At 69.2% G+C, this 16234-nt stretch carries 16 protein-coding genes; 9 read left to right on the forward strand and 7 right to left on the reverse strand.

What is annotated here, in order from left to right; all coding sequences use genetic code 11:
• Positions 1-99: 99 nt before the first annotated feature.
• Together TSH58p_RS31030 and TSH58p_RS31035 are read left to right on the forward strand one after the other, a co-directional pair.
• Positions 100-1011, forward strand: a complete 912-nt coding sequence (locus TSH58p_RS31030) for a DMT family transporter (RefSeq protein ID WP_158282651.1) — start codon at positions 100-102, stop codon at positions 1009-1011.
• 36 nt (positions 1012-1047) lie between these two features.
• On the forward strand, positions 1048-1491 hold the full coding sequence (locus tag TSH58p_RS31035; protein WP_109072204.1) for a VOC family protein: 444 nt from the start codon (positions 1048-1050) through the stop codon (positions 1489-1491).
• An 11-nt stretch (positions 1492-1502) separates the two neighbouring features.
• On the opposite strand, the gene TSH58p_RS31040 is transcribed toward TSH58p_RS31035, so the two are convergent.
• The 5 genes from TSH58p_RS31040 to TSH58p_RS31060 all read right to left on the reverse strand — a co-directional run bounded on the left by TSH58p_RS31040 (position 1503) and on the right by TSH58p_RS31060 (position 5976).
• Positions 1503-2150, reverse strand: coding sequence for a GntR family transcriptional regulator (locus TSH58p_RS31040; protein ID WP_162600108.1), 648 nt, complete (start codon positions 2148-2150; stop codon positions 1503-1505).
• 150 nt (positions 2151-2300) lie between these two features.
• Positions 2301-3209 (reverse strand): TauD/TfdA family dioxygenase, encoded by a 909-nt coding sequence (locus TSH58p_RS31045; RefSeq protein ID WP_109071173.1) that lies wholly within the window; start codon positions 3207-3209, stop codon positions 2301-2303.
• A 24-nt stretch (positions 3210-3233) separates the two neighbouring features.
• Positions 3234-4067, reverse strand: a complete 834-nt coding sequence (locus TSH58p_RS31050; protein ID WP_109071174.1) for an ABC transporter ATP-binding protein — start codon at positions 4065-4067, stop codon at positions 3234-3236.
• Positions 4068-4072: 5 nt separating this feature from the next.
• Entirely contained in the window at positions 4073-4999 is a 927-nt protein-coding gene (locus TSH58p_RS31055; protein ID WP_247874149.1) for an ABC transporter permease, read from the reverse strand.
• Positions 4996-5976: an aliphatic sulfonate ABC transporter substrate-binding protein gene (locus TSH58p_RS31060; protein WP_109071175.1), complete on the reverse strand. Its 981-nt coding sequence runs from the start codon at positions 5974-5976 to the stop codon at positions 4996-4998. The genes TSH58p_RS31055 and TSH58p_RS31060 overlap by 4 nt, the downstream gene beginning before the upstream one ends.
• 310 nt (positions 5977-6286) lie before the next feature.
• Here TSH58p_RS31060 and TSH58p_RS31065 point away from each other — a divergent pair, with 310 nt between their 5' ends.
• The 7 genes from TSH58p_RS31065 (at position 6287) to tauD (ending at position 13232) form a co-directional block, all read left to right on the forward strand.
• On the forward strand, positions 6287-7156 hold the full coding sequence (locus TSH58p_RS31065) for a TauD/TfdA family dioxygenase (protein ID WP_109071176.1): 870 nt from the start codon (positions 6287-6289) through the stop codon (positions 7154-7156).
• A 127-nt stretch (positions 7157-7283) separates the two neighbouring features.
• The gene (locus TSH58p_RS31070) at positions 7284-7868 is read left to right on the forward strand and encodes a nitroreductase family protein (RefSeq protein ID WP_109071177.1); all 585 of its coding nucleotides are present in this window, start codon (positions 7284-7286) and stop codon (positions 7866-7868) included.
• A 196-nt stretch (positions 7869-8064) separates the two neighbouring features.
• Positions 8065-9066, forward strand: a complete 1002-nt coding sequence (gene tauA, locus TSH58p_RS31075) for a taurine ABC transporter substrate-binding protein (protein ID WP_109071178.1) — start codon at positions 8065-8067, stop codon at positions 9064-9066.
• 25 nt (positions 9067-9091) lie between these two features.
• Positions 9092-9895 (forward strand): taurine ABC transporter ATP-binding protein, encoded by an 804-nt coding sequence (locus TSH58p_RS31080; protein WP_109071179.1) that lies wholly within the window; start codon positions 9092-9094, stop codon positions 9893-9895.
• Positions 9892-10746 (forward strand): ABC transporter permease subunit, encoded by an 855-nt coding sequence (locus tag TSH58p_RS31085; protein WP_109071180.1) that lies wholly within the window; start codon positions 9892-9894, stop codon positions 10744-10746. Before TSH58p_RS31080 ends, TSH58p_RS31085 begins: the two co-directional genes overlap by 4 nt.
• Positions 10747-10804: 58 nt before the next feature.
• Complete coding sequence (betC, locus tag TSH58p_RS31090; protein ID WP_371732468.1) at positions 10805-12340, forward strand: choline-sulfatase; 1536 nt, start codon at positions 10805-10807, stop codon at positions 12338-12340.
• A gap of 34 nt (positions 12341-12374) precedes the next feature.
• Positions 12375-13232 carry a taurine dioxygenase gene (gene tauD, locus TSH58p_RS31095; RefSeq protein WP_109071182.1) on the forward strand — a complete coding sequence of 286 codons (858 nt, stop codon included), beginning with the start codon at positions 12375-12377 and terminating at the stop codon, positions 13230-13232.
• Between the two features lie 79 nt (positions 13233-13311).
• On the opposite strand, the gene TSH58p_RS31100 is transcribed toward tauD, so the two are convergent.
• Both TSH58p_RS31100 and TSH58p_RS31105 read right to left on the reverse strand, forming a co-directional pair.
• On the reverse strand, positions 13312-14208 hold the full coding sequence (locus tag TSH58p_RS31100; protein ID WP_109071183.1) for an NAD(P)-dependent oxidoreductase: 897 nt from the start codon (positions 14206-14208) through the stop codon (positions 13312-13314).
• 99 nt (positions 14209-14307) lie between these two features.
• Complete coding sequence (locus TSH58p_RS31105; protein ID WP_109071184.1) at positions 14308-16197, reverse strand: TRAP transporter large permease subunit; 1890 nt, start codon at positions 16195-16197, stop codon at positions 14308-14310.
• Between the last annotated feature and the right edge of the window lie 37 nt (positions 16198-16234).

Consider the following 16234-nt stretch of genomic DNA (forward strand, 5'->3'; position numbering starts at 1 on the left):
GACGCGGCAGGCGGACCGAAGGCCCGCCGAGAGCGGGGGAGGGCCGGGGTGGGGGCAAGGTCAATGCCCTCCGAAAACACCGCAAAAGAGCGCCGGACCGTGCATCAGAATCATCATCCGCCCATCGCCCAAGGCATCGCGCTGATCGTCGTCTCGATGCTGCTGTTCACGCTGTCCGACGTCTTCGCGAAGCAGCTTGCCCAGTCGGTGCACCCCATCGAGATCGCGTGGCTGCGCTGCCTGGGGGCCGTGCTGCTGCTGGCGCCGGTGGTGGCCGCGCGCCCCATCGTGCTGCGCAGCGCCAAGCCCCGCCTTCAGATCCTGCGCGGGCTGTGCCTGCTGGTCTCGACGACGCTGCTGATCGCCGCGTTCCGCACCCTCGGGCTGGCCGAGGCGACGATGCTGGTCTTCATGTCGCCCTTCTTCCTGACGGCGCTGTCGGCGCTGATCTTCGGCGACCGGGTGTCGCGGGCCCATTGGGCGGCGGTGGCCATCGGGCTGGCGGGTGTGGCGGTGGTGGTGCGGCCCGGCTTCGGCACGCTGTCGCCCGCGGTGGCGCTGCCCATCCTGTCCTCCCTGGGCTGGGCGGCGGGCATGATCTGCACAAGGCGGATCGGCGGCGCGGACTCCTCCGTGACGACGCTGGTCTGGTCGGTGGCCGTGGGGTTCGCCGCGGCGAGCCTGGCGGTGCCCTTCGTCTTCTCGCCCCTGGACGGCGCGCAGCTGATCGTCGCCGCCGGCATGGCGGCGGCCTGGACCGGCGCGCATTTCCTGATCGTGCTCGCCTACCGCCGCTATCCGGCGTGGCAGTTGGCGCCCTTTTCCTACGCGCAGGTCGTCTGGTCGGTGATTCTCGGCCACGCGGCCTTCGCCGAACTGCCGGACGCCATGGCCTTCGCCGGTTCCGCGCTGATCCTGTCGGGGGGGCTGCTGGCCGCCGTCCATCCCCAACGCTTCCGAAGCGCGGTGCGGAGCGCGTCAGCGTCCCGACTTCCGAACACCAAACCGTAGATCACAAACCACACGAACGAGGAGCTGGTACGCCCCATGACGAGCATCTTCAACACGTTGCACCATGTCTGCATCGTCGTGCGCGATCTGGACAAGGCGGTCGCCTATTATGAATCGCTCGGCGTCGGCCCCTGGTACGACTATCCCAAGAGCGGCCCCTACGTGGAGTTCGAGGTTCCCAACGAGGCCGCGTCCAAGGCCATGCGCTACAAATGCGCCGACCTCGCCAACATGCAGATCCAATTGTGCGATCCGGGCGAGCTGGATTCCCCGCAGCGCCGCTTCCTCGACGCGCGGGGCGAGGGCGTCTACCATCTGGGCTTCGAGGTGCCGGACCGCGACGCCGCGGAGGCGGAGGGCCGCCGGCTCGGCCTGGGAGTGGTCGCCCGCGGACGCCGCGCCGACGGGTCGGGATTCTGCTACTTCGACACGCGGGCGGAGGCCGGCATCGTGCTGGAGATCCGCAAGACGGCGCCCTGAGGCGGCAAGCGTCAGAAGCCTTCCAGGGCGTCCTTGACGATCCGGTGGGTGGTCCGGACATGCTCCCGCGCGGCCTCCTCGGCGGCGTCCGCGCGGTGCTCCGCCAGCGCGCTCAGGATCACCTTGTGCTGGTCGTTCGCTTCCTGGGTCTGGTCTTTCGTGAAGATGACGGGAAGCCGCATGTTCCAATAATAGAACAGCGTCTTCTCGTGCATCTCCAGGAAGAAGGGGTTGCCGGCCATCTCGATGATGCGGCGGTGGAAGGTCCGGTTGAGCTGGTTCAGCTGGGCGCGGTTCATCTGCTCGAACCGCGCCATCTCATCGACCAGGGCGGCCAGTTCGGTGATGTCCGCGTCGGTGACGCGCGTGGCGGCGAGCCGCGTGGCGTAGCCTTCGATGGCGATGCGGCTTTCGAAGATGGCGTCCATGTTGGACGGGTCGGTGCTCTCCACCACCCAGCCCTTCTCGCGGCTGACCAGCCCCTCGCCCTGAAGGCGCAGCAGGGCCTCGCGCACCGGGGTGCGGCCGACGCTCATCGAGGCCGAAATCTCGTCCTCGACCAGTCGGGTGCCGGGCTTGATCTCGAAGGTCAGGATCTTCGACCGGAGCCGGGCGTGCACGTCGGCGGCCAGGAAGTCCGTGCCGTTCCGCTTGCTCATGAGTTCCGTTCCCCCGTGATCCCGCGCAGCACCGGACAGGACGCAGGCTGCGTTGCCCATCCTTGAAGCATAAAGGCCTCGGGTTTGGCAAACGCTCCGGCAGCGCACTTCGTGCCGCGGAAGGCCACGCAGGCCGTCCGGTCCATGCGGTCAGGGCTGCGGTGCGGAGCCGATGAAGGCCGAGGCGCGCTCGCCCCACCGCTCATGCGGGTAGTAGTCCCAGACGGCGTGGTGCTGGGTGGCCCAATTGTCCCAGAAGACCAAGCTGTTGGGACGCCAGTGGATGCGCGTCTGGAAGGCCAGGTTCCTTTCGATGTGGCGGAACAGCAGGGCCAGGATGGCGTCGCTCTCGGTGCGCGTGAGCTGGACGATGTGGCTGGTGAAGGCCTCGTTGACGAACAGGTACTTGCGCCCGGTCAGATGGTGGCGCGCCACCACCGGATGCTCGGTGGACGGAAAGGTCTGGCCCGGCTGCGGCGTGGCGCCGTAGCCCGCCGTCCAGGCCTTGCCCCCGTCATGGACGGCGGTCAGACCGTCGAGCAGCGCCTTGACCTTCTCCGACAGCGAATCATAGGCGAGGTACATGTTGGCGAAGGCGGTGTCGCCGCCGATCTCCGGCTGTCTGGTGACCCGCAGGAAGGAGCCCCAGATGGGCTCGGGATCGCAGGTCACGTCGGAATGCCACGCGTCGCCGGCGGTGTAGCGGGCTTCGGGGCCGGTGCGCCAGGCCAGGATCTCCGGGTCATGGTCGTTCGACGACAATTGCCGCGCGCCCCCCAGCACATGGCGGTGCAGCGTTCCGAAATGGCGGGCGAAGCGCTTGTGGTCCTCCGCGGTGATGTCCTGGTCGCGGAACACCAGCACCAGATGGTCGGCGATGGCCTTGCGGATGTCGGCCAACTGCGCGTCGCTCAACGGCCGGGACAGGTCCACGCCCTCGACCTCCGCCCCCAGGATGGGCGACAGCGGGCGCACCGCGATGCTGTCGTAGCCCGGCCGTTCGCGGCGGCTCCAGTCGGCGATGGCGGTCTTGTCGTGGAAGTCGCGGTAGAAGCTCATGATGGTTCCCCTCAGATTTTGCCCTTAAATTTCATAGGCGAACGGAAGCTCCGCCGCGGTGAAGAACTCGCGGTGGATTTCCTTGCGCAAGGCGATGAAGTCCGGGCTCGACCGGTCGCGGGGGCGCGGCAGACCAACCGGCAGCCTCTTGCGGATGGTGCCGGGCCGCGACGACATCACCACCACCTCGTCGCCGAGGAAGACGGCCTCGTCGATGTCGTGGGTGACGAGGATCATGGTCGTGCGCTGCGCCTCCCAGATGCGCAGGATCTCCTGCTGCATCTGGATCCGGGTCAGGGCGTCCAGCGCGCCGAACGGCTCGTCCAGCAGCAGCACCCGCGGCTGGTTGACGAGCGCGCGGGCGATGGCGACGCGCTGGGCCATGCCGCCGGAGAGCTGGTGCGGGTGGGCCTTGGCGAAACCCTCCAGCCCGACCAGCTCCAGATGCTCCCGCACCCGCCGGGCGACCTCCGCCCTGGGCAGGTTCTTCAGCCCGAAGGCGATGTTCTGCTCGACCGTCAGCCAGGGCAGCAGGCGGTGCTCCTGGAAGATCACCCCGCGGTCGAGGCCGGGACCGCCGATGGGCCGCCCGCCGAGCGTGACGGTCCCGTCATAGCTGGTCTCCAGCCCGGCGATGATGCGCAGAAGCGTGCTCTTGCCGCAGCCGGAGCTGCCGACGATGCTGACGAAGCTCCCGCCCGCAACGTCGAGCCGGATGTCGCCGAGAGCCTGGACCGTTTCGGTCCTCAGCGGGCCGGTCTTCAGCGTGTAGGTCTTGGACAGCGGGCCGATGCGCAGGCCGGCGGCGCGGTCGGCGGCCCGTTCGTCGCCCGCCTTGCGGACAGCGGTGGCAACCATGGCGGTCAGCTCCCCGAGAAGGTGGATTTCCAGGTGATCAGGCGGCGCTCGGCGGCGCGCAGCACGACGTCCAGCAGCTTGCCCATGGCGCCGATGGTGATCATGCCCACCAGAACCTGATCGGTCTGGCTCATCTGCCGGGCGTCCATGATGAGGTAGCCGAGGCCCGACGAGGCGGCGATCAGCTCGGCGGCGACCACGCAGATCCAGGCCACCATCAGCCCGACGCGCAGGCCGGTCATGATGTTCGGCAGCGCCCCAGGCAGGACGACCTGGAGGATGAAGCGGCGGCGCGTCACCTCCAGCACGCGCGCCAGCTCGACATGGCGGTGGTCGGTCTGGCGGATGCCGTCGATGGTGTTGACGAGGATGGGGAAGATGGCGCCGAGGAAGATGATGTAGACCTTCCCCGCCTCGCCGATGCCGAACCACAGGATGGCCAGCGGAATCCAGGCGATGGGCGGGATCGGCTTGGTCAGCTGGATGATCAGGTCGGTCAGCCGGTCCAGCGTCCGCGACAGGCCGATCCCGATGCCCAGCGGCAGGCCGACCAGCGCGGCGATGGCGAACCCCTCCAGCACGCGCAGCAGGCTGACGCCCAGATGGCGGAACAGGTCGCCGCTGGCCGCCAGATCGACGAAGGCCTTGCCCACCCTGGTCGGCGGCGGCAGCAGGATGGGACGGATGTAGCCCAGCTCGAACGCGGCCTGCCACGCCGCCAGCAGCGCCACGGGAAGCGCCACATACAGCGCCGCCCGCCCCAGCGCACCCGGCAGGCCCCGCAGCAGGGCGCCCGGACGGGAACGCGGAAGCCGCGCCTTCGCCCCCGCCCTTCCCCCGGCCCGTTGCGCCGGAGGCGCGCCGGCCCATTGCGCCGGAGGCGCGTCGGCCCGTTGCGCCGGAGGCGCGTCGGAAGCCAGCCCGGCGCTCATTTCAGACCCGCCTCGTCCGCCGGCTTGCGGTTGAAGAAGGCGTCCACGTCCACCGCGGTCTTGATGAGGCCGTGGGTGCGCATGAACTGCTCGGTCTTCTTGACCTCGGCCACGTCGTCGTCGTGGATGGCCGGGTAGTAGTTCATGCGCTGCAGGACCTGGACCAGCAGGTCGGGCGCCAGATTGACGTCGCCGCTGATCAGCTCCGCCGCCTCCTTCGGGTTGGCGGTGATGAAGTCCGAGGCGCGCTTGTACGCCGTCAGCAGGGCTTTCGCCTGCTCGGGCCGGGCCTTCAGGAAGCCGTTGTCGGCGACGATCAGCAGCAGCCCCTTCTTGATGCCGGTGCCGTCGGCCAGCACGCGGACCGCCTTCTGCGATTCGAAGCGGGTCAGGATCGGCTCCCACACCGCGCCGGCGTCGATGGTGCCGGCGATGATGGCCGGCGGGATCTCCGCCACGGGCAGGTTGATCAGCTCGACGTCGTTCAGCGTCAGGCCGCCCTGCTCCAGCACCAGCGCCAGCAGATGGTGGGCGTAGGACCCTTTGGTCACCGCCACCTTCCGGCCCTTCAGCTCCTTCGGCGACGCGATGGGAGAACTGCCGCCGACGATGACCGCCAAGCTCTTCGGACCGTCGGAGGTCAGCGCGATGGCGCTGGTGTCGAGCCCCGCCGCCTTGCCGACCAGCGCCGGGGTGTCGCCGACGAAGCCCACATCCTGCTGTCCGGCGGCGAAGGATTCGTTGATCGGCGGACCGGCGGGGAAGAGCGACCACTTGACGGCGGCGTTCGGCGCCACCTTGGCCAGTTCCTCGTCCAGCCACTTCTTCTGCTTGGCGACGAACAGGGGCGCATAGAGGGGAAAGGGCTGCGCGGCGATGCGCAGATCGTCGGCAGCGGCGGAGGCGGTGGCGGTTCCGGCCAGCCCGAGGCCGATGGCGGCCGCGACGGCCAAGGCGACAAATCTGGAAACGGCCATGGTCGATACCTCGCTTGATGCTCGGGTTATGGGGTGGGGATCGGGGGATTCTGGCTTGACCGCGCGTCGCCGGCTCCCGGATCGCCCATTTCCCCATTCGCGATGTGGATGTTCGTATTCCATTTAACACGTTCGAATGTCAATACGCCCTCGCGTTATAGGCGATTAGAACGTGTAATTTTTTACAAGAAAGCGCAATTGATGCTGTCGATTGATCCATATCAACGAACATGGCCGTATTTGCCTAGTTGATGAATAGCCTTATTCGAGCGGGCGCTCCGGTCCGCTGCCCTGGCCGAAGGACGATCCGATGACGACGAAGACCCCTCATGAAGACGGCTTCCGCCACTTCACGCTGACGCCCTACAACCCCTTCATCGGTGCCGTGGTGGACGGAATCGACCTGAGGGAGTCCACCGGCGAGGAGGTCCGCGCCGACCTGCGCCGGGCGCTGGCCGAGTATGGCGTGCTGTTCTTCCGCGGCCAGGCGCTGAGCCCGGAGCAGCAGGTCGATGTCGCCCGGATCTTCGGCGATCCCGACAAGGCCAAGGCCTATTTCAAGCGACACGACTCGAACCGGCTCGTCGAGCTGATCGAGTTCACGCCGGGGCAGCCGGGCTACGGCACCGATCAATGGCACGCCGACGTCACCTTCTCCGCCAACCCGCCCACCGGCACGGTCCTGCATGCGCGCGACGTGCCGTCCGTCGGCGGCGACACCGCCTGGGCCAGCGGAACCTACGTCTACGACCGCCTCGACCCGGCCTTGCGCGCCTATCTGGAAACGCTGGAGGCGGTGCACAGCATCGAGCACAGCGGCTGGCCCGAGTGGTTCCGCACCCAGCCCAACGGGGAGGAGTTGTACCGTCAGGCCCGCGCCGAGCATCTGCCGGTGGTGCACAAGGTCGTCCAGACCCATCCGGTCACGGGCCGCAAGCTGGTCTATGTCAGCCCGAACTTCACCCTGCGCATCCGCGGCCTGTCGCGCCAGCAGAGCGACGCGCTGCTGACCTTCCTGTTCGGGCTGTTCGAGAAGCCCGAGGCCCAGGCGCGCTGGCGCTGGCGGAACGGCGACGTGGCGATCTGGGACAACCGCGCCACCGTCCATTACGCGGTGACCGACTACACCGAGTACCGCCTGCTCCACCGGGTCACCTTCGGCGAGGACAAGGCCTTCTGAGTGGGCGGCCGGCCTTCCCGACGCATGAACAACCTTGAATTTATGTGTTTGGCGGGGGCGGCTTGGAAAATCCGGTGGCCGGTTTTCTTAACCGTCCACCGTCGCCGTTCCGCCGGAGAACAGAGCCATGCCCGTCCGTGAACACCGCCACCCCGACCACGGCATCGACCCGTTGTTCGTGAACCGCTGGTCGCCGCGCGCCTACACCGGGGAGGAAATCCCCGACGCCATTCTGGAGCAGGGTTTCGAAGCGGCGCGCTGGGCGCCATCCGCCCGCAACGCCCAGCCTTGGCGCTTCGTCTACAGCAAACGCCAGTCCTCGTCGTGGGAGGCCGTCTTCGGCCTGCTGAACGGGCGCAACCGGCTGTGGGCGGACAGGGCGTCGGCCCTGATCGCGGTGCTTTCCAAGACGACCCACGACGACGGGTCGCCGAACCACACCCATTCCTTCGACGCCGGAGCGGCCTGGGCCAACCTCGCGCACCAACTGTTCCTGGCGGGTTGGCACAGCCGCGCCATCGGCGGATTCGACCGCGCCGCGGCGGGTGGCTTGCTCGGCGTGCCGGAAGGGGTCGCCGTGGAGATTCTCATCGCCGTCGGGCGGCAAGGGGCCGTCGATGCGCTGCCCGAGGAGTTCCGGCAACAGGAAACCCCGAGCGGTCGGCGCCCGCTGACCGCCTTCGTGTCCGAGGGCACATACCGCGCGGGGTGACGCTCCCCTTCCGTCCCGGGAGGGACATCGGCGTTCCCTTCATCCCGGAGAAATTAGACTATTCATTTTTGTTGTTATAGAAAAATAATACACACACGCTCTCCTGAGGTGTTGCTTATTTCCCTTCTTAATATGTAGAGTTTCTTCACCGGCGGACGACCGCGCCGCCGGGTGAAGACGGGGGAGATACGCCACCATGAAGCAGTTCCTGCCTTCCATCGCCCTGTTCGCGCTGACCACCCTGGCGCCCCTCTCCGCCGAGGCCGCCGGCAAGATCGTCGTCGCCTACCAGACCGACGCGCTGCCGTCGTCGGTGGCCATCGCCAACGGCGACTTCGCCAAGGCGACCGGCAGCGAGATCGATTTCCGCAAGTTCAATTCGGGCGCCGACATCTTCGCCGCCATCGCCGCGGGCAACGTGCAGGTCGGCTATGTCGGCTCCAGCCCCTTCGCCGCCGCGGTCAGCCGCGGGCTGGACGTGAAGGCCTTCTACCTCGCCAGCTCCTCCGGCACCGACGAGGCGCTGGTGGTCCGCAACGGCTCCGGAATCGAGAAGCCCGCCGACCTGAAGGGCAAGAAGCTGGCCGCCGCCCCGGTCTCGACCGACCATTACCAGCTCCTCGCCGTGCTGAAGCAGGAGAAGCTGAGCGAGCGCGACGCCCAGGTCTTCGCCATTCCGCAGCCCGACATCGTCGCGGCCTGGAACCGCGGCGACCTGGACGGCGCCTTTGTCTGGGACCCGGCGCTGACCGAGCTGAAGAAGACCGGCAAGGTGCTTCTGACCTCCCGGCAGGTCGCCGATCGCGGCGCCCCGACCTTCACCGCCTGGGTCGCCACCGCCGCCTTCGCCAAGGAGAATCCGGCCTTCCTGAAGAGCTTCGCCGGGGTGGTGGAGCGCTACAGCGTCTCCTTCCGCGACGACAAGGCCGCCTGGGGGCCGGAATCGCAGAACGCCAAGACGCTGGCCGGGCTTCTCGGCGGCACGCCGTCCGATCAGGCGTCGGCGCTGAACAACCTGTCGCTGATCCCGGCCAAGCAGCAGGCCACCAAGGACTGGCTGGACGGCGGGGAGAACAGCGGCACCGCCCGAATCCTGAAGGAAACCGCCGAGTTCCTGAAGGAGCAGAAGAAGGTCTCAACCGTGCTGCCCAGCTACGGCGGCTTCGTCACCGCGGATTACGTCAAGGCGCTGCCCTGACGCGCGGCCGGACGGGAGGCGCGCCATGCTCCGGGTGCAGAACGCCAGCGTGTTCTTTCCAGGCCGTGACGGCGGGACGATCCACGCGCTGGACCGCGCGTCGCTGGACATCGACGCCAACAGCATCGTCGTCGCGCTCGGCGCGTCGGGCTGCGGCAAGTCCACGCTGCTGAACGCCATCGCCGGCTTCCTTCCCCTGTCGGACGGCAGCATCACGCTGGACGGCCAGCCGGTGGAACGCCCCGGCGCCGACCGCGGCGTGGTGTTCCAGAAGGACACGCTGCTGCCCTGGAAGAGCGTGCTGGACAATGTGGCGCTCGGCCTGGATTTCGCCGGCCTCACCCTGCGGGAACGGCGGGACCGCGCCGCGGAGCTGCTGCGCCTCGTCGGGCTGGAGGGCTTCGCCAAGGCCGCCCCGCACGAGCTGTCCGGCGGCATGCGCCAGCGCGTGGGCATCGCCCGCGCGCTGGCCACCGACCCGAAGATCCTGCTGATGGACGAACCGTTCGGCGCGCTCGACAGCCTGACGCGGGAGCAGATGCAGGAGCTGCTGATCGACGTCTGGGCGCGCACCGGCAAGCGCATCTTCTTCATCACCCATTCCATCGAGGAGGCGCTGTTCCTCGGCACGACGGTGGTGGTGATGTCGCCGCGGCCCGGCCGGATCGTCGCCCGCTTCGACCTCGACTTCGTCCGGCGCTTCGCCGCCGAACGGGACGTGCGCGCCATCCTGTCCGACCCGGAGTTCGGGGACCTGCACAACCGCATCCGCGATCTCGTCCACCGCCCCCACCACACGGCGGTCCAGCGCGGGGAGACGCTGCAATGACCGACGCCGCCCGCTCCACCGCCGGCCCCCTGGCCGAGCCCGCCGCCCGGCCGCGGACCGTCGCCCTGCGGCCCTTCGGGCTGGACGGGGCGCGCACCGGCCCGATCAGCGCGGTCACCGGGCTGCTGCTGATCGCCGTCTGGTTCCTGGTGTCGCACTACCGGCTGGTGACGCCCCTGTTCCTTCCGTCACCGGGGGAGGTGGCCGCCCAGTTCCTCTCCATCCTGGAGGACGGCTACGCCGGCGCCACCCTGGGCGAGCATGTGTCGGCCAGCCTGCTGCGCATCCTCGCCGCGGCGCTGATCGCCGCGTCGCTCGGCATCCCGCTGGGGCTGGCGATGGGGCTGAACCGCTGGGCCAAGGGCATCCTCGACACGCCCATCGAGTTCTACTGGCCGCTGCCGCCGCTGGCCTATCTGCCGCTGATGATCATCTGGCTGGGCATCGGGGAGGTGTCGAAGATCGCCCTGCTGACGCTGGCGATGTTCGCCCCGATCTGCCTGTCGGCCCAGGCCGGCGTGCGGTCGCTGCCCATCGAGCGGGTCAACGCCGCCCTCTCGCTGGGGGCCACGCGCTGGCAGCTCTTCCGCTCCATCGTGCTGCCCAGCGCCCTGCCGGAGATCCTGACCGGCCTGCGCATCGCCATCGGCGTCGGCTGGAGCACGCTGGTCGCCGCGGAGCTGATCGCGGCGACGCGCGGCATCGGCTTCATGATCATGTCCGCCTCGCATTTCCTGGCCACCGACGTGGTGTTCGTCGGCATCGGCATCATCGCCGCCTGGGCCTTCGCCTTCTCCTACGGGATGCGCCTGCTGGAATCCTGGCTGGTGCCCTGGAAGGGCAAGACCTGACGCTTTTCCGAACTGGAGTTTCCTCGCCGTGTCGCGGCCCCCCAACATCCTGTTCATCATGGCCGACCAGATGGCGGCCCCCGCCCTGCCCTTCCATGGTCACCCGGTCGTCAGGACGCCCAACCTGTCGCGGCTGGCCGCGGAAGGCGTGGTGTTCGACAACGCCTACTGCAACTACCCGCTCTGCGCGCCGTCGCGCTTCGCCCTGCTGTCGGGGCGGCTGCCCTCGGCCATCGGCGCCTTCGACAACGCGGCGGAGTTCGCCTCCTCCGTGCCGACCTTCGTGCATTACGCCCGCGCCGCCGGCTACCGCACCTGCCTGTCGGGCAAGATGCATTTCGTCGGCGCCGACCAGCTCCACGGCTTCGAGGAGCGGCTGACCACCGACGTCTATCCCGCCGATTTCGGCTGGACGCCCGATTGGGGGAACGGGGCGCTGGCCTACGACTGGTCCCATCATATGGCGAGCGTGGTCGAGGCCGGTCCCTGCCACCGCAGCCTGCAGATCGACTTCGACGAGGAGACCGCCCATCAGGCGGTGCAGAAGATCTACGATTACGGCCGCACCGCGGCTAACACGGCGGACAGTGCGCCCTTCCTCCTGGCGGTGTCCTTCACCCACCCGCACGACCCCTTCAACTGCCTGCCCGAGCATTGGGACCTCTACGATCACGCGGAGATCGATCCGCCCTCGGTGCCTCCCATCCCGCCGGAGCGGCTCGATCCGCACAGCCGGCGGCTCCACTATATGGACGGGCTGCACCGCTACCACCTGACAGAGGAGCGGGTGCGCACCGCCCGCCACGCCTATTACGGCTCCATCAGCTATGTGGACGAGCTGGTCGGGCGCCTGCTGACGGCGCTGGAACGCGCCGGGCTGGCCCAGGACACCATCATCGTCTTCACCGGCGACCATGGCGAGATGCTGGGCGAGCGGGGCATGTGGTACAAGATGAGCTTCTTCGAATGGTCGTCCCGCGTGCCGCTTCTCGTCCACGCTCCGGGACGCTGGGCACCGCGCCGGGTGTCGGCCCCGGTGTCGCACGTGGATCTGTTCCCCACCATCCTCGACCTGCTCGACGGCCGGGCGCCGCTGCCGGTCGACCCGTTCGACGGCGAAAGCCTGCTGCCCCTGCTGGCCGGTTCGGCGCGCGGCGCCGGCCGCACCATCTTCGCGGAGTATCTGGGGGAAGGGACGCTGAACCCAGCCTTCATGGTGCGGCGCGGCCGCTACAAATACATCGCCTGCGACGGCGACCCGCCGCAGCTCTACGACCTGGAGGCCGACCCGAAGGAGCTGGTCAACCGCGCCGGCGCGCGCGATCTCGCCGCCATCGAGGCCGATCTGGCCGCATCCGTCGCGCGGCGCTGGAACGCGCCGGCCCTGCGCCGGGCGGTGATCGAAAGCCAGAACCGGCGCCTGTTCATCCACAAGGTGCTGCTGACCGGGCGGCACACGCCCTGGGATTTCCAGCCTCACCGCAGCGCCGCCACCTCCTACGTCCGCAACTTCGGCGTGGCGGAGGACACGCTGAAGGCGCTGGCCCGCCTTCCGGCGTCCGAGCCGGTGCCGCCCGATGTCCCGAACGCCTGATCGGAAGACAACACACCGTCCATAGGGATCCGCCATGCCCGACATCACCCTGCCGACCCTGTCCATCACGCCCGTCAGCCCGGCCATCGGCGCGCGGGTGACCGGCCTCGACCTGACCCGCCCCTTGAGCGACACGGAGGCCGCGGCGCTCCAGCGGGCGCTCGTCACCCACCAGGTGCTGTTCTTCGAGAACCAGCCGCTGACGCCGCAGACGCAGCGTGCCTTCGCCGCGCGCTTCGGCGACCTGCACATCCACCCCGTCTACCCGAACGTGCCGGAGCAGCCGGAGATCATGGTGCTCGACACCGGGCCGCACAACCCGACCGACAACGACGTCTGGCACACCGACGTCACCTGCATCGAGACGCCGCCGGCCATCGTCGCGCTGGCCGGCAAGCGCATCCCGCCGAGCGGGGGCGACACCGTCTGGGCCAGCAACATCGCCGCCTACGCCGCGTTGTCGGAACCGCTGAAGCGCCTGCTGGAGCCGCTGAGCGCGCTGCACGACTTCACCAAGTCCTTCCCGGAATGGCGGCACAACGGCGATCCGGAGACGCACGCGCGCTGGCGCGCGGCGCGCGACCGCCACCCGCCGGTGGTCCATCCGGTGATCCGCATCCACCCGGTCAGCGGCGCCAAGGCGCTGTTCGTGAACGAGAACTTCACGGCCCGCATCGTCGGGCTGAGCGACCGGGAGAGCGCCGCCATCCTCGACTTTCTGTTCGACCACATCAGCCGGCCCGAATTCACCGTGCGCTGGCAGTGGAAGCCGGACGACCTCGTGCTGTGGGACAACCGCTCCACCCAGCATTATGCGGTCAACGACTATCTGCCGCACAGCCGGCTCATGCACCGCGCCACCGTCCTGGGCGACCGCCCCACCGGTCCCTGAACATTCCCGGCGGCCCCGCGCCCGGCTCCGGAACGGTCCGCCGTCACGGGGGTCGGCTGAAAAGCCCGTCTGGGCCGCCTCACCCCGGCGCGACGCCGTTGAGCAGGTGATAGCTGCGGATCACCTGGCTGTCGTCCATCGCGCCCTCGCCGCGCCCGGAGGCGGAGAGGAACATCTGGTGGGCGACGGCGGCCAGGGGCAGCGCGGCCTTGGCGCCGCGCCCGGCCTCCAGGACGATGCCGAGATCCTTGACGAAGATGTCCACGGCGCTGGTGACGCCCGGCTCGGCCTCCAGCATGCGCGGGCCACGGTCCTTCAGCATCCAGCTCGACGCGGCGGAACCGCTCATGATCTCCAGAAGGACCGCCAGATCGACGCCGGCCTTTGCGGCCAGCGAGAAGGCTTCCGCCACCACGGCGATGTGGACGCCGCACAGCAGCTGGTTGACCGTCTTCACCGTGGCGCCCTGCCCCGGCGCCTCGCCGACGTGGAAGACCTTGTCGCCCATCGCCGCCAGGACCGGGCGCACCCGCTCCACCGTCGCCGCCGGGGCCGCCGCCATGATCGACAGCGTTCCGGCCACCGCGCCGACCGTCCCGCCCGACACCGGGGCGTCCACGAAGCGCCGCCCCGCCGCCTCGACCCGCGCGGCGAGCGCGGCGACGGCGTCCGGCGGACAGGTCGCCATCAGGATCACCGTGGCGCCGTCCGGCAGGCGGTCCAGCGCGCCCTGGGCGAACAGGACGGAGTCGGCCTGGGCGGCGTTGACCACCATCAGGACCAGGGCGTCGGCCCCTTCGGCGGCGGCGGCGGCGCTGTCCGCCCCCCGCCCGCCGCGGGCCTCCAGCGCCGCGACGCTCTCGCGCCGCACGTCGAAGCCGCGCAGATCGAACCCGCGGGCCAGCAGGTTGCACGCCATCGGCATGCCCATGGAACCGAGGCCGATAAAGCCCACCGTCGTTCCCACCGTCGTCATGGCCGTATCACTTTCCTGAACTGAAAAGGGAGAGAAGGCCCGGTCCACCCATCGGAAATTCAGGGGACCGGGCCGGAAGGCGGATCACAGGAAGGCGGATCACAGGAAACCGATGGAGATCCACGGCACCGCCGCGACGACGATCAGGCCGATGGTCAGCGCCACCAGATAGCCGATGATCGGCTTCATGCCTTCGTCGGGGTTGATCCGGCTGATCGCGCAGGCCGCGTAGTAGCCGACGCCGAAGGGCGGGGCGAACAGGCCGATGCCCATGGCCAGGATCACGATCATCGCGTAGTGCACCTCATGCACGCCGAGCTGGCGGGCGATGGGGAACAGCAGCGGGCCGAACAGCACGATGGCGGGGATGCCCTCCAGCACGCTGCCCAGGATGATGAAGGCGACGATCGACACCACGATGAAGACCGGCACGCCGCCCGGCAGGGCCCGCATCGCCTCGGCCAGCGAGCTGGAGAAGCCGGACTGGGTCAGCGCCCAGGCCATGCCGGTGGCCGCACCGATGATCAACAGGATCGCCCCGGACAGCGACGCCGTCTCGACCAGCATCGGGTAGATGCGGCGCCAGTCGAACTGGCGGTAGATCAGCAGGCCGGCGACCACCGCGTAGACGATGCCGATGGTCGAGACCTCGGTCGCGGTCGCCACACCCTCGATCACCGCGGCGCGGATGATGAAGGGCAGCGCGATGGCCGGCAGCGCGATCAGGAAGGCCTTGCCGATCTCCGCCTTGCTGGCGCGGCGGACGTGGGACAGGTCCTCGTGGCGGTAGCGCCACCAGACCAGCGCCGCCAGCGCGGCGCCCAGGACGACGGCCGGCAGCAGGCCGCCGGTGAACAGGGCGGCGATGGACACGCCGGTGACCGAACCGATGGTGATGAGGACCAGCGACGGCGGGATGGTCTCGGTCTGGGCGCCGGTGGCCGACAGCAGGGCGACGAGGTCGCCGGGCTTGGCGCCGCGCGCCTTCATCTCGGGGAACAGCACCGGGGCGACCGCCGCCATGTCCGCCGCCTTCGACCCGGAAATGCCCGAGACGAGGTACATGGCGCCGATCAGCACGTAGGACAGGCCGCCGCGCACGTGGCCGAGCAGGCTGGCCAGGAAGCCGACCATGGCGCGGGCCATGCCGGTCATCTCGATCAGCTGGCCGAGGAAGACGAACAGCGGCACCGACAGCAGGATCAGGTGGCTCATCCCCTCGTCCATGCGGCCGACCATGACGATGGCCGGGGTCGAGGTGGCGAGCGCCAGATAGCCGAAGGTCGCCAGACCGAAGGCGAAGGCGATGGGCAGGCCGAGGAACACCATCGCGCCGACGCCCACCACGAAGAAGAGCAGCAGGTTGTAGTTGCCGAGCCCGGCGAACAGCGGCGCCGCCAGCGCCATGACGCCGACCACCGCCGTCACGGCCACCACCGCCCGCAGCACGTCGGACGGGCGGCCCAGCCGCGCCAGCCGGAGCAGCGCCACCGCGATCATCAGGACGAAGCCCACCGGCAGCGCGCTCGCCCGCCAGGAGTTGGGGATGTCCAGCGCCGGGGTGGTGACCCACACCTCCTCCACCGCGAACTCGTAGGCCGGCTCGGCCATCAGCAGCAGGAAGGCCAGCGCCGCGGTGATCGCCACCACGTCGAGGAACGCCTGGGTGCGGGGCTGGAGCATGCCGACGATCGCGGTCATCCGCATGTGCTCGCCCCGGCGCAGCGCCACGACGGAGCCGAACATGGCGAGCCAGAGGAACAGGATGGAGGCCAGCTCGTCCGACCAGATGATCGGGCTGTGCAGGAGATAGCGCCAGATGACGCCGATCAGCAGCACGCCGACCTCGGCGAGCACCAGCAGGGCCGCCGGCGTCTCGACCAGCAGCCCGATGCCGCGGTCCAGCCGGTCGAGCCAGCCGGTGCCGGCGCCCGATGGCCGCCCGGCGCCGTGAACGGCGGCGTCCGCCGTGTTGACGGGAGTGTTCATGGTAACCAGCCCTTCGCATGGACGATCGGTGATGGGG

The organism is Azospirillum sp. TSH58 (assembly GCF_003119115.1).
Lineage (GTDB): Bacteria > Pseudomonadota > Alphaproteobacteria > Azospirillales > Azospirillaceae > Azospirillum.

Bases quoted from the DNA above. Each gene is read 5' to 3' on its own strand.
- TSH58p_RS31035 (WP_109072204.1), top strand. From the start codon at position 1,048: ATGACGAGCATCTTCAACACGTTGCACCATGTCTGCATCGTCGTGCGC.
- TSH58p_RS31040 (WP_162600108.1), bottom strand. From the start codon at position 2,150: ATGAGCAAGCGGAACGGCACGGACTTCCTGGCCGCCGACGTGCACGCC.
- TSH58p_RS31045 (WP_109071173.1), bottom strand. From the start codon at position 3,209: ATGAGCTTCTACCGCGACTTCCACGACAAGACCGCCATCGCCGACTGG.
- TSH58p_RS31050 (WP_109071174.1), bottom strand. From the start codon at position 4,067: ATGGTTGCCACCGCTGTCCGCAAGGCGGGCGACGAACGGGCCGCCGAC.
- TSH58p_RS31055 (WP_247874149.1), bottom strand. From the start codon at position 4,999: ATGAGCGCCGGGCTGGCTTCCGACGCGCCTCCGGCGCAACGGGCCGAC.
- TSH58p_RS31060 (WP_109071175.1), bottom strand. From the start codon at position 5,976: ATGGCCGTTTCCAGATTTGTCGCCTTGGCCGTCGCGGCCGCCATCGGC.
- TSH58p_RS31065 (WP_109071176.1), top strand. From the start codon at position 6,287: ATGACGACGAAGACCCCTCATGAAGACGGCTTCCGCCACTTCACGCTG.
- TSH58p_RS31070 (WP_109071177.1), top strand. From the start codon at position 7,284: ATGCCCGTCCGTGAACACCGCCACCCCGACCACGGCATCGACCCGTTG.
- tauA (WP_109071178.1), top strand. From the start codon at position 8,065: ATGAAGCAGTTCCTGCCTTCCATCGCCCTGTTCGCGCTGACCACCCTG.
- TSH58p_RS31080 (WP_109071179.1), top strand. From the start codon at position 9,092: ATGCTCCGGGTGCAGAACGCCAGCGTGTTCTTTCCAGGCCGTGACGGC.
- TSH58p_RS31085 (WP_109071180.1), top strand. From the start codon at position 9,892: ATGACCGACGCCGCCCGCTCCACCGCCGGCCCCCTGGCCGAGCCCGCC.
- betC (WP_371732468.1), top strand. From the start codon at position 10,805: ATGGCCGACCAGATGGCGGCCCCCGCCCTGCCCTTCCATGGTCACCCG.
- tauD (WP_109071182.1), top strand. From the start codon at position 12,375: ATGCCCGACATCACCCTGCCGACCCTGTCCATCACGCCCGTCAGCCCG.
- TSH58p_RS31100 (WP_109071183.1), bottom strand. From the start codon at position 14,208: ATGACGACGGTGGGAACGACGGTGGGCTTTATCGGCCTCGGTTCCATG.
- TSH58p_RS31105 (WP_109071184.1), bottom strand. From the start codon at position 16,197: ATGAACACTCCCGTCAACACGGCGGACGCCGCCGTTCACGGCGCCGGG.